This window comes from Indolivaga macrotermitis, assembly GCF_900128985.1.
GTDB classification, from domain to species: Bacteria; Bacteroidota; Bacteroidia; order Bacteroidales; family Dysgonomonadaceae; genus Dysgonomonas_A; species Dysgonomonas_A macrotermitis.
Genome location: NZ_FQUC01000002.1, coordinates 205,818 through 219,495, shown reverse-complemented (window position 1 = coordinate 219,495; position 13,678 = coordinate 205,818). Strand labels below are relative to the sequence as shown.

The window sequence follows — 13,678 nt, the reverse complement described above, 5'->3', positions numbered from 1 at the left end:
TCAATTGAGTAGGGTTTCTATTTTTTCTTTCCATGGAATATTTGGAAAAATAGCTTGGAATACATCATCCAAATCATGATTTATTTTACTTTTATCGAATCGGACTAATAGTTTTGTTCCATTCTTACCATAATCATTTTTCTTTCCCCTTGCAGACTGCATAGCTATTATGAATAAATGAGAATATTCGAGGTTATTTACAATTATATCGTTGACTATTGCACTAAAACTCTTCTGTTTTGTCCCGATAATTTGATTGATTAAAACTGATAAGACTCTTAATATAAAATGTTTAGTCCTGTAATTATATAATATATTAAAGCATTTTAACTCTGACTCAAAAAGTCTGATATACTGTAATGCAATACTATACCTTTCCAGGATTAATAAATCAGTATCAACAGATAAGTTTTTCTCTAAACTTTCCCTTATATATGACGAAATAGTAATTTTATCTTCTTCTTCAGGAATATAACCGCGAACAAAGAATGATTGGAGTAAATTATAAAATACATTTTGTTCAAATCCCCGGACAAGGAGCGTCCGTAATGGCGAATACCCAAATTTCTCATCATTTAATTGATTAAGGTCTATGTGTAATCGATATTCTTGAAATATAAAACAAAGAAAATAGAAACTTTTAGAATTAAAATAGTAATCAGTTATTAAATCCTGTATTAGAAAGGAAAACGAGCCTAGGTCATAGTCATCCATCCTTCTAAATGCGGCTTCAATCTTTCCATATTCATTTTTTTCTTCACAAGATCGGATTTCATTTATCAATCTTAAATCTTCTATTTGAATATTTCGTTTCCTTTGAAAATAATATTGAGCGGGGTGATAATCTGTAATATCAATAGCAGATTGATCTTCAGCTATTTGTGTTTTATTTTCAATTTCCTCAAGGAGTTCTTCCTTTTTGCCTTCTGTATTATAAAAATATACTCGATACTTTTTATCATAATGTATTTGTTGTAGCGTAATTATTTCTATGCCCCATAAAGGAGGAGATAGTTTGTCTCTTTGAACGGTATGATATACATAATTACACTTTAGATGTAGCCTATTACTCTTTGTTGACAGTTCTTCCATCTCTTTATCAAAAACAAATACATTGTAGTTGCTTGATACCAAAATATCAGTCTGGCTAAAAGTCTGTTCTTTCAAATCTGTGGAAAACTCGTCCAGTACCCATATTAAATATGATTTTTCTTGTTTATAAAAACTGGAACGTTCTAAAATAACATCAACAAATGTAGATGCAATCTGTAATTCAAAAACAATCTTTTTGTCCGGATATATAGCCCTGATATCAGGCTTACGCCACTCTTTCGATACCTGTTGACTCCTTACTACCTTTTCGACTTCTACTTTCAATGGAAGATAATTCATATCTTCATTAAGTATAGAAGCTATTGTATTTTTTAAATATTCGTGCTTATAACCTTCTTTTGCTCCATTGAACTTCATACACAGAATCTGCTCCCGTGTATATTTACTTGGATCGTTATATATGCAGTTAGAGTTCCTTTGTGCATGTCTAAAATGGAGAGATTGTGTACCTTCTCCCGGAGCTCCCCCACTTATTTTTACAGGTATTTTACAACAGGAACAGATATATGGGGCACGCCCTTCTTTTAGTTCATTTATAATATGCTGCCTGATCTCGAATAATTCTAATTTTCGCTTAGGTAGATGTTGGTCTTTGAAAGAATCTACACTTTTAATGATAATCCATTGACCATCCTCTTGTCTTATAACTTCTTCAATGGTTGGATGTTTGTTATCCATAATACATTATACTTTGGTTATATAATAGATGATTCTTATTCCTTTTGCTCAATGATATAATCTTATATTTCAAAATGTATTTTATCAGTTAAGATTAATTATTACCATTCAATGAAGTATATGATAGGATTTTGCTATATATTATTATAATCTATTATTTGTGCATCAGGAATAAGTAAAATTGCTAATTTTTTAATTAGCTTTTTATGATGAGATGATATTTTTTACCTAAGATAATTTCTTTGATAAGAACTTTTATTTGTGTATTATTGCCATTAAATATTCTAACCTCCTTTTCATAATCCCAATAATATAATTTGTGGGTTAATATTTCCAAGGCCGTATGGCTAGTATTTATGCAATCATCGATCAAAGGTGTGCCTCCATAAATGATTTTTCTTTTAATTAGGTTATGCCCCGTAATTTCTACACCTAAATTCACTCCTCTACTACCGTTAGCATAATGTGCCCATAATAAAGGATGATTTCGTTCTTTTGAAAGAGAGCAAATATTCATACTTTCTTTACGAGATCGTATATCATTTATTATGCTTCTAGATAGACTCGAAACATAATAAATTCCTTCATTTTAGTTGTCATTTAAAATGTAAATATATATCAAATATTCGGCAGTAAATAAGAATAACTGCCGAATATTTGATTTGTGATGGCTATATTTAATTCACTAAAGCTATGAAGCATTACATAGATGTATCTCTAGAGAGATAACAAATCAAAAAATGAATTTATTAAGACTTGGACAAATATATAGAAGTAATTTTTTGAAATATATGTTTTGTATCCGTATTTCTACATATTTTGTAGTATTATAGATGTGAATAGTATGCATATATTAGAATAGATTCAAAAAAATATTAGGCTGTGAATGATTAATCAGTCATTATGTATTTATATGTTTATTAATGACTGAAAAATAATTCATATAATACAAAGATTAAATATAATTATTATATTTGCATTATATCCCATTCATTAAATCAATAAATAAACTATAATGAACGATATTTCAGACAACAAATGGAATGCTATGAGTGATGATGCTATAAGCCGGCAGATAGGAACATTTGTCAGACATCATCGTATAGAACAAAATAAGACACAGGATGCATTAGCCAAAGATGCAGGAATCAGCCGTTCTACTCTGAGCCTTCTGGAGCGAGGTGAAACTGTAACACTCGCTACACTTATTCAGGTATTACGTGTATTAGACTTATTATATGTTATTGATGCATTTATCATTGTAAAACAGCAAAGCCCGTTACAACTCGCCCGCGCTGAAAAGAAAAAACGGCAAAGGGTTTCTTCCTCCAAAAATACATCCAAAGATACTAATGATGAAATTGACTGGTAAGATATGAATACAGCTTTCGTAAAAATATGGGGTCAAACAGCTGGAGCTGTAGCCTGGGATGAAAAATTAGGCATTGCATCTTTTGAGTATGATCCGGGCTTCAAAAAATTAGGCTGGGAACTTTCCCCTCTAAAAATGCCATTGACACCCGAACAAAAAATATATTCCTTCCCCGAATTACACAAAGAAAGAGATTCGGTACATGATACATTCAAAGGGTTACCGGGATTGCTAGCGGATATGCTGCCTGACCGTTATGGTAGTGAACTGATCAACTTATGGCTGGCTCAGCAAGGACGCCCTGAAGACAGCATGAATCCGATCGAGATGTTATGCTTTATAGGAGAAAGAGGGATGGGAGCTTTGGAGTTCGAACCGGCAATGCAAAAACAGAGTATCAATACGTTTGCCGTTGATATGGATAGCCTGGTCGAGATTGCAGGTAAAATGCTATCCAGGAAAGAAGCCTTTGTGACTAACTTAAAGTCTGGGGAAGAGAAAGCTATGCGGGAAATCCTAAAAATCGGAACCTCGGCCGGAGGGGCACGTCCGAAAGCTGTAATTGCCTATAATGAAAAAACCGGAGAAGTTCGTTCCGGACAGACAAAAGCACCGGAAGGCTTTGAACATTGGCTGCTGAAATTGGATGGGGTAAGTGAGGTCCAATTAGGTGCAACACATGGTTACGGACGTGTAGAGTATGCTTATTACCTGATGGCAGTAGATTGCAGCATAGAAATGATGCCTTGCCGGTTGTTGGAAGAAAACGGCCGGGCACATTTTATGACAAAGCGTTTTGACAGGGAAGGCAGCCGGACGAAACACCATATACAAACTTTTTGTGCGTTGAAACATTTTGATTATAACCGTATCAATAGCTATAGTTATGAACAATTATTCCAGACTATGCGTGAATTAAAACTGACATATGCTGAAGCCGAACAGATGTTTCGCCGAATGGTATTTAATGTAATTGCGCGTAATTGTGACGACCATACCAAGAATTTCTCTTTCATCCTTAAACAGGATAGTCGTTGGCAACTTGCTCCTGCCTATGATATCTGCCATGCATATCGTCCCGGAAGTGAATGGGTCAGTCGTCATGCTTTGAGTATTAATGGAAAACGAGATAATATTACCAGAGAAGACCTGATAAAGATCGGACGGTCTATCCGGAATAAAAAAGCGGGAGAGATAATCGATGAGATTTACGATAAAGTCCGGCAATGGGATCTTTATGCCACAGAAGCAGGTGTAGATAAAAAGAAAAAACAGGAGATTGGAAAGACGCTAATACCTATGAATCTATCCTATTCTTTTAAATTTTGAACTGATTTTAATTAAGAAAAGATCTAGAAACATTATGTATATATCAAAAGTAAGTTTAGTAAATTATAGAAACTTTACAAATGCAAAAATCATCCTTAATAAAGGAATTAACACAATAATCGGCGAGAATGGTTCTGGTAAAACAAACCTTTTTCGAGCAATTAGGTTGTTACTTGAGGATGCCTCAATCCAATATGCGTATAAGTTGACAGAATCAGATTTTAACAGAAGACTAGGTAATAACTGGAAAGGGCACTGGATAATTATCAGCCTTGAATTTAGCGAATTAAGCCATGAAGAAGCAATCCAATCCTTATTTATACATGGCGTAGGTATCGCAGAAGAGAATTATGTTGAGAAGGCTACTTATAATTTGTTTTTCAGACCTAAAGCTGATATTAGGAAGAAATTGTCAGAGTTGGAAGAGGGTGATACGGAAGGGCTTGAGGAAATATTGAGTACTATTACTATTCAAGAAAATTATGAAACGTTTTTTACAGGGAAAAGTATAGCAGACTTTAATGACCCGGATGTTTATAAAGAACTCGTCGGAGATTTTGAAAATGTTATTTTCCCAGAAACTATTGATGCGTCGAAGTTTGGAGCAAAAATACCTCATCAACTTTCCGTGTCAAGAGAAGTCTCTTTTACGTTTATACAAGCTTTACGAGATGTTGTTAGTGACTTTCACAACAACAGAACAAATCCTTTATTGACTCTCTTAAAGAACAGAAGTGGAGAAATAAATGCGGATGACTATCAACCAATAAGTGATTTGGTTGATGAATTAAATAACAGTATTGAACAGCTTGATGATGTGCAAGATATTCGAAAAGACATAAAGAAAACCATTCAGGATGCTGTTGGATTAACGTACTCTCCGTCCTCAATGTCTATTAAATCTAGTGTTCCGAGTGATGCTGACAAATTACTACAATCCTTGAAATTATTTATCGGAGAGCCCGATGAGAACTACGAGGGAGGTGTCCATGAATTAAGTTTAGGTGGAGCAAATCTGATCTTCCTGACATTGAAATTATTGGAGTTCAAATACCGAAAATCAAAAGAAACATTTGCAAATTTCTTAGTTATAGAAGAGCCTGAAGCGCACATCCATAATCATATTCAAAAGGCACTGTTTGATAAGTTGGATTATGGTGATACACAAATAATTTATTCAACACATTCAACTCAAATATCAGAAGTTAGTAATGTAGATAATATCAATATTTTAGCAAAAAAATCAAATTATGCTGAAGTTTATCAACCTTCAGTTGGATTAGCTCCCGAAAGTATAAATGAAATTCAACGATATCTAGATGCGGTCCGAACAAATTTACTTTTTGCTAAAGGGGTTTTATTAGTAGAAGGAGATGCAGAGGAAATCCTAATTCCAATAATGGTAAAACAAGTATATGGAATTAGTCTTGATGAATTAGGAATAAGCCTTATCAATATACGAAGTACTGGATTTGAAAATGTTGCACAGCTTTTCCATGAAGATCGAATACGGCGAAAATGCAGTATTATAACAGATTTAGATGATGCTATTTGCGATACTACCATTATTGATGGAGACAGCGATAAGGTAATTAAATATAAACAAAGAGTTGAAAACTCAAGAAAAAGCGGATTAGAGAGAAAGGTAAAGTTAGATGAATTCGTAAAGAATAATGACTGGTTGAAAGTATTTTATGCAAAATATACTTTCGAAGTCGATTTTGTTCTTAATAGCAATGCTTGGGAAGTTGTTAGAATAATAAAACAAGTATATACTGATAAAAATACTCAAGATTTAGCAAAAAATGAATTAGAATCTAAAGACACAGCTCTTTTCGGAAAAAGAGTTTTGACTATGGCAAAACAGGAAGGAAAAGGTTGGTTCGCTATTATGCTAGGCAAACATGTGTTTTATAGGACTTATATTCCTGAATATATTATTGATGCTATTGTTTTTGCAAAAGGCTCATATTCAATAGAAATAATATCTGACATTGTGAAATACCGAATAAAGAAAAATATTGAAAATGATAAGGATAATAAATTGGATTTCTCTTGTTGCCTTGAAACACTTAAAGAATATAAAAAAGGCTTAAAACCTTTAACTGACTTAATATTAGATATAGGAAAAATCATTCCATCAGATCAATTATTAACACTTTTAAGAAAGTTATAGTAATATGTTTGTTTGGGAAAAGGGTACGTTAAATAAGGAACAAGAAGATGCTATCAAACAAGAAGGAAGCATCTTGTTAGTCGCTTGTCCGGGTAGTGGTAAGACTCGAACATTAACCTATAAAATAGCCTATGAATTAAGTCGTATTGAATCTGATAAAGAGTTTGTTATAGCAATTACCTATACCAACAATGCAGCTGATGAGATAAAAGAAAGAGTTGAATTACTGGGTGTAGATACAGAACAATTATGGATTGGTACTATTCACTCTTTTTGTCTTGAATGGATTCTCAAGCCATATCATCAATATTTAGATGATTTGAAATATGGCTTCAGAGTTATCAGTTCTTTTGATTCGGAAAAAATATTGACTGAACTATGTAAGCCATATGACAAACCCAAAATAACATACTGGGATTGTGGTATTATTGCAAAAACAGATAATTACTACCTAACTTGTTTAGATGTCAGCAAACATCAACCATTACAAAAAATATATTCTGAATATTTTAAAACACTAAAAAAAAATAATCAAATAGATTTTGAACAGATACTTTTTTATTCGTATAAGCTTTTGGTGCAGAAGCCCATTATCTCTCATGTTTTATGTAAATTATTTCCATTCATACTAATAGATGAATATCAAGACACAAAAGAAATACAATATCACATTATAGCCAAGATATTAAGTGCGAATTCTGGTAATTCCAAAACTTTGATTGTTGGAGACCCCAATCAATCAATTTATAAATCATTAGGTGGATTTCCTATGCCAAAGGTGGATTTAGAGAAATTATTTGGGTTTGAGTTACTCGAATTAAGTTTGATTAAAAATTACAGGTCTTCTGAAAAAATAATTAATTACTTTGAGCATTACAAAACTTATCCTAATTTAATTGAAGCCTGTAGCTGGGATAAAGACTATCCCAGTATCATCACTTATACTACATTGGTCTCTGTAGACAATATTATAGAAGAAGTTGCAAATTTGATTTTATTTAATGTTTCGGAAAAGGGTATCTCTCCAAATGAAATATGTATTGTTGCTCCTCAATGGGTGCATATTGCCAGTATAACAAGGCAATTAATGATTCGATTACCAGATTATAGCTTTGATGGACCTGGAATGGCTCCTTTCTCAAGAGATATTGATAATTTTTGGTTTAAAGTATCAAGGATAGCGCTTACAGAACCGTCTCCGTATATGTATATTCGACGTTTAAGATGGAGTAAAGAGGTATTAAAAGAATTAGATTCAATAGGAATGGATGTGTCAGAAGTGTCAGACAAATGCTTTTTAAGAATTTGTAATTCAATTTCAATTAATGAAAACGACGGATTAAAATATTTAGAAAACTTCTTTGTTGAAATTTGTAATCACCTATCCATATCAATGGATGATTATGATATGTTATACGAACATTATACCGCTTTTTTTGAAAGTTCAAAAGCTAGGATTGAAAGACTAATAAAAGAAGGCAATCCTTGTATTGGCGAAATTGATAGCTTTAGAAAAGTTTTTAAGCAAAAAGATGGAATAACAGTGTCTACTATTCATGGCATAAAAGGAGAAGAATATGATACAATGATTGGTTTTGCATTATTAGATGATTATATACCTCATTTTAACGATAACAATGGATCTGAAAATGCAAAAAAGCTACTATATGTTCTGGCATCTAGGGCTAGAAAGAATTTACATATTATTTCAGAATACGGCAGAGGGATCAATAGGTATAATCCGGATGGAAAATCTCCAACACCTCATTTATTAGAATACAAATATGAATATGATGAAATCAAATTGAAATAATTTCGATCTGACAACCTTCTATTCGATATAGATAATAAATATTTTAATAGATTATTCGTTGAGGCTATCTTATTAAGATTTGAAAGACTTCTTGATCTAATCCTTTTTTATGTTGGTGGATTAGCTTTATCAATTCAATCACCATTTCTTCAGAAATGTCTGTAACGTTGATATGCAATTTCTGCTTATTATATCGTTCATCATTGCCATATCGTTCCAATAGCTCCGCGATGTTTGAAGGAACAAAAAAAGAGCATCTATCTGGAATATGTTTTTTGAATTCGTTCATGTAAATATTGATACTTGCGATATCGAAATCTCCAAAATGGAGATAGGTGTTAGGAATGGATTTAAGCCAACGAATAATATCTGCATGTTGATTTTGGGGATAGCGGCTAATGAAGAGAGGTTTTATATCATTGAACAAGTATTTTTGCTTTTCAATATAGCGAAAACTTTCCGGGTTCTCAATTCCTACAATAGTTAGTTGCTCATTGGGTACAAAATTCTCAAAGTCATACACGAAGTGAAACAAACCAGGCATCGGATGTAGGAATGTCCTTTTTTGATTAATTCTGACTTCTATCGGTTCATAACAATTAACAAGAAAACCTTTGAAACTTCTACTTTTTGTCAGTTTTGAGTCGGTTGAAATTCCTATTAAGTCTGCACGCGAAATACTCTCCTGTTTTAATACCAAAATATATTCATCCAAATTTATGATAGAATAATGATTTTGTAAATATAAATCAAACTGCTCTATATTTAATAGTAGAATATGCCCCCGGCTTTTGCCTGTTTTATGAAGTATTTTCTCAATGATTAGTTCCCGGAAAATGGCTTGTTGAAGGCGACTGGCCTGAATTTTCTCCCCATTTCTGAGTAGCAGCAATTTTTCAGCAATAGACAAAGATAGCTTTTCCATAGTTAGACACGATTGTTCGTTACGATACGATTGATAATAGTAATATCCTTTTCTACTTGTACATCTCGTCGCTTGCTCAGCTTGTATGTGTACTTGTAAGCCAATGCATCAAATGACTGTGGCGAACCATTTACGAGAAAGATATTACGGTCATTGGCAAATTTCAGAATGCCACGAACATTATTGGGGTGAAGTTTCCCTATCTCATCCATCATGCAATGCAGACGAAAGTCTTTGAACTGATTCTTTGTGGCTCCCTCTTTGAACACATTAAGCAACATTATGTTGATCATTGCTTTTACCAATACATCCGTACCATCCGAACCTACATTCGCCAGTTTATCCACCCAACCTGTGTCGTTGTCATTTTCAATTACTTTAAACTCAAGCTCAAATGAATCGCTCAATGAAATTGAACCGGATTTATATTCTAATATGGATTTGTTTAAAACAGAGAGGTATTGAATCGCCTTTTTATTATTCTCTTCGCGATTTTGCTCATCGGAGGTAAAAAGATTTATCTCACCAAAATTGAAAACATTTTCGTCATTAAATGTTTTAATTTCGCCCAATAACTGTACAATCTTATTACTGCTTGGTATCATTCTCAGTTCGATACTTTTAATGACACCGGCAAAATTATTCCGCTTTACAAAATCACTATTTACCTCATTTATGACTTTGCGGATAGCATTTTCTTTCGATAGCAATTGTTCGGTTTCACTACCCACCTGCTTTATGATATTGGCAAAGAGTTCGTTTACCCGCCTTTCATATTCACTTATCTTGTCTTCATCAATAAATTCCCGGAGATCTTCTGCAAATTGGAGGTATTCAGCTTCTTCAATCAGTTTTACTCTAAATTTGAAGATATTGTTTTCACTGAAATTACCATTGAATTTATTAATACATTCACGCAAGGTGTTGAACTCGCTGATACGTTCATAATACTTCGAAGTGAACTCATCAATGGTTTTAATGCCGTTCTTATCAGTGTCAGGCTTCTCATTCCTCTCGTAGAACAATTCGGAATGATCTGTATAAGCCTTTGTTGTTTGAAACTCCTCAAACTTTTTATTATCAGACTCAATGTCGCTCAAACTTTTTTTCTTCTGCTCTATCCTGGAAATGATATCTTTTCGTTCTTCTACCAGTTTTTTCTGTTGAACTTCATTCTTGACATCCTCGTCTTTGAGTTTCTCTTCAAGCGAATCCCGTTGTGTTTTGAAAAAGCCAACCTTACTAAAGAGTTCTTTCTCATCTCTCTTGTAGTTAAAAGCCAGTTCGGTATTTTCATTAATAAACTTTAATTCTGTCTCTATGGCTGACAACTGCTCGTCTAAAAATGTTATTTTTTTCGTGTCAGCTCCCTTCGCTTCCAATTCTTGGGTTTGCAAAGCTTTTATGGAGTTAATTTCATCCTCCACCTTTAGCTTTCGCTCGTCAATAGACTTCCTAATCTTCTCTTTATCCGTTTCGATTAATTGGTATTTCTGCTCTATTTTGGTTTCTTTCTCTTTTTGCTTCCCTTTGATTTTCTTCTCAATCTGATTTTTTATTGATACAAGTTCATTCTCGATCACAATTTTATCGGCTGTTACCTTGTCAATTAAATGATTAACTTCTTCTATCCGGGCTTTTTTGTCTGCTGCGGCTTGTCGTTGCCAATTGCCGAGCTCAACTTTTTCCTTTTCTGTAACTCTCTTCAGTTGCTCTATATTGTATTTGTGTTTGTCAATCTCCTCTTTATTCTTCTTAATACGAGGAAGATATTTTCTCTTCAAGACTTCCATCTGTTCGGCTAAATTCTTATCCTCTTCATGATTTTGAACTTTTATCGCTTCTATTTTTTCTTCGAATGAGGTGATTTCATTTTCATAATCAGCTACCGTTTTCACGTCTTTCTTTATTTCATCGAGGTTGATTTGGATACCATAAAAATTACCAGGAGCAAAGTCTGTTTTTTGAGGCGATAGTGCAGAGTTAAACAGTACATTATCCTCATCGATCACTTTGCCGATAGAGTTCTCCCAGCCAGGATATTCCCTATTCAGCCAGCCGTATAGCGAATCCTTGTTGTTTTCTATTCGGGAACGAACAAGTGATATTTTCTCTGACAATTGCTGGATATGTCCTTGATTATCCTCTTTTTTTCTGGAGACTTCTGCCTGAGCGCTTTGCTCTTTCAGTTCCCACTGGGTTTTCAGAGTGGAATTTTCGTTTTCAATTCGTACAGTATCATTCGTGAATTGTTGTATCTGCTTGTCAGCAATGTCTATTTTTTCCTTACAGCTATTTATCTCATGTTCATTATAAATCAAATGCTTGGCTTCGAAAAACCTGTTCTTGAGTTTGGATAGTTCATCTTTCTTACTTTCGATCTGTTGATTGGTTTGTTGTATTTTTTCTTCAAACTGTTTTCGTATAGTCGAAAATATCTCCTCATACTCAATATATAGCATCTCTTTATATTCCCAATGATTCTTATCCAATTGCTGGGACTTTTCCTGTTGCGTGTTTTTGTAAGCTTCTAAGAGGTTTTTTTGTTGTTCAATTTGGATTTCATACCGTTGTTTTATATCGTTAAAATTTGTCTCCAGTAATATTTTCTGGTTCAGGAGGTTTTGTTGTTCCTGAAGTAGCTCATCCTTTTTAACTGCACGATACAAGATATTTTTGATGTTGATACGTTCATATTCCTCCCTTTTAATCCTCGCTTCCTTTAATTTGTTGACAAAAACACCTTTTTCTTCGGACAATTTACTTTTACGTTCTTCATATAGTTCCAGTCTTCTTTTTTGCTTTTCAATAATAGCACCTTCCTTTTCTTTTTCTTTTGCGAGACTGGCATTAAGCTTTATTTGCTGTTGTTCGTTTTCCTTGAGTCTGCACATTAATTCTGTCGATAGGCGGTTAAAGTCTTGCTCAATAAAACGAATGGTTGAATACGCCTCCACAATGTTGTCCGCAAGTTTCCGAATCTGATTTTTTCCTCTTGATGACTTTTCTGTCCATATCTGAATGTCATTATGTTGCGTTTCAAAATCTTTAAGATGAAGTGTATAGGTGGACAAGTCAATAGGAATTTCCTCTTCATTGAGTGACTTGATGATTGTATCTTTAATAAAATCGCTTTCTACCTTGTAATTCAGGAATACATGTTGTATGGCTCGCGGAATGTTTTGATATTGTTTGCTTTCCAGTAAAGCATATTTGCGGAATTCGGCTCCTAGTCCTTTGTTGTTCCCGTAAATAATATTCCGGTATTCTTCATATCGATCAATTAATCGGGTGTATTTTACTCTATCCCGACTCAGATTGTCGCGTACCACATCCCACGATTCTGCAATGTGACCATCTGATTCATGAATAAAATGCTGTTGTTTATATTCGGAATTGAAGAAACGAAATACTACGCGTCCTTGCGACTTATATGCAAGAACAGAAAAAGAACCGTTCTCATGTGTCAGTTCATAGATGATAAAGGAATTCTGATAAGGAAAATAAAATTCTACAAAACGCTTTTTCTCTATCGGTATTCCAAGCTTCTGCTGATTAGCATTGTAAAAAAAGAGTAATGCTCGCAAGAGGGTGCTTTTTCCCACACCTTGAGTCCCTATTAGGTGCACATTACCATCAAGTCTCACTTCAGAGTAGCGAATATTTGCACTCTCGATAAATATTACTTTATTCAGGGATCTCATTTTTTGCCTCGTCTGTTATGTGAATAGTTAAAACTAAATCCTCCAGATACTTGAAAGAAGATAATACTTTGTATTGCTCAGAAATTTCATTTTCCATTTCAACAAAGCGGTCACCTCTCATATCGTTAATTATCTTAGCCAGTATCTCTGCATGCTTCATTTTATTCGGAGTATATTTTTTTAAGGACTCTATTTTCGTCTTTAGCTCAGCATTGAGGTTTAATTGTACTAGAATATCCGATGGGGAAAATCGAAACCCTGATCCAAAAGCGTTATCAAATGTTTTGAAAAAATCGAGAATATCAATCCATTTAAACGCCTGCTCTATTTTACGTTCCAAGTCTGCTTTAGGTTCCACCCGAGAAAGATAATAATACCCATCACCCTTTTCCAAAATAAAATTGATTTGCCGGAAATAGTCGTACAAGATATCATAAAACTCTTCCTTATCAAGTACATTATATAATTTTCTTTCCTGATCGTCCGAACTATTGGAGTTGATAAATTGTCCTTTACTCAGTATCTCGAATAGTTGTGCTGTTTGTTTGGGTATATTCATAGCATTAAT

9 protein-coding genes are annotated in these 13,678 nt (G+C 33.6%); 4 read left to right on the top strand and 5 right to left on the bottom strand.

Features of this window, described 5'->3' with window-relative positions:
* Both BUC12_RS03950 and BUC12_RS03945 read right to left on the bottom strand, forming a co-directional pair.
* Positions 1–1,791, bottom strand: coding sequence for a DUF6035 family protein (locus tag BUC12_RS03950; RefSeq protein ID WP_062176653.1), 1,791 nt, complete (start codon positions 1,789–1,791; stop codon positions 1–3).
* A 196-nt stretch (positions 1,792–1,987) separates the two neighbouring features.
* Positions 1,988–2,308: a hypothetical protein gene (locus BUC12_RS03945; protein ID WP_062176656.1), complete on the bottom strand. Its 321-nt coding sequence runs from the start codon at positions 2,306–2,308 to the stop codon at positions 1,988–1,990.
* A gap of 498 nt (positions 2,309–2,806) precedes the next feature.
* Here BUC12_RS03945 and BUC12_RS03940 point away from each other — a divergent pair, with 498 nt between their 5' ends.
* From BUC12_RS03940 to BUC12_RS03925, 4 genes are read left to right on the top strand one after another with little or no spacing between them, the layout of a single operon-like run.
* Complete coding sequence (locus tag BUC12_RS03940; RefSeq protein ID WP_062176659.1) at positions 2,807–3,163, top strand: helix-turn-helix domain-containing protein; 357 nt, start codon at positions 2,807–2,809, stop codon at positions 3,161–3,163.
* Between the two features lie 3 nt (positions 3,164–3,166).
* Complete coding sequence (locus BUC12_RS03935) at positions 3,167–4,492, top strand: type II toxin-antitoxin system HipA family toxin (RefSeq protein WP_062176662.1); 1,326 nt, start codon at positions 3,167–3,169, stop codon at positions 4,490–4,492.
* 34 nt (positions 4,493–4,526) lie between these two features.
* On the top strand, positions 4,527–6,668 hold the full coding sequence (locus BUC12_RS03930; protein WP_062176665.1) for an ATP-dependent nuclease: 2,142 nt from the start codon (positions 4,527–4,529) through the stop codon (positions 6,666–6,668).
* Positions 6,669–6,672: 4 nt separating this feature from the next.
* Entirely contained in the window at positions 6,673–8,481 is a 1,809-nt protein-coding gene (locus BUC12_RS03925) for a UvrD-helicase domain-containing protein (RefSeq protein ID WP_062176667.1), read from the top strand.
* A 64-nt stretch (positions 8,482–8,545) separates the two neighbouring features.
* Here the strand turns inward: BUC12_RS03925 and BUC12_RS03920 are convergent, their stop codons facing one another.
* Genes BUC12_RS03920 through BUC12_RS03910 form a run of 3 tightly spaced genes read right to left on the bottom strand, consistent with a single transcriptional unit; the run spans position 8,546 to position 13,669 of the window.
* On the bottom strand, positions 8,546–9,406 hold the full coding sequence (locus BUC12_RS03920) for a DUF7281 domain-containing protein (protein WP_062176671.1): 861 nt from the start codon (positions 9,404–9,406) through the stop codon (positions 8,546–8,548).
* A 2-nt stretch (positions 9,407–9,408) separates the two neighbouring features.
* Positions 9,409–13,110 carry an ATP-binding protein gene (locus tag BUC12_RS03915; RefSeq protein WP_062176674.1) on the bottom strand — a complete coding sequence of 1,234 codons (3,702 nt, stop codon included), beginning with the start codon at positions 13,108–13,110 and terminating at the stop codon, positions 9,409–9,411.
* Positions 13,094–13,669, bottom strand: coding sequence for a condensin complex protein MksE (locus BUC12_RS03910; RefSeq protein ID WP_087880237.1), 576 nt, complete (start codon positions 13,667–13,669; stop codon positions 13,094–13,096). The genes BUC12_RS03915 and BUC12_RS03910 overlap by 17 nt, the downstream gene beginning before the upstream one ends.
* Between the last annotated feature and the right edge of the window lie 9 nt (positions 13,670–13,678).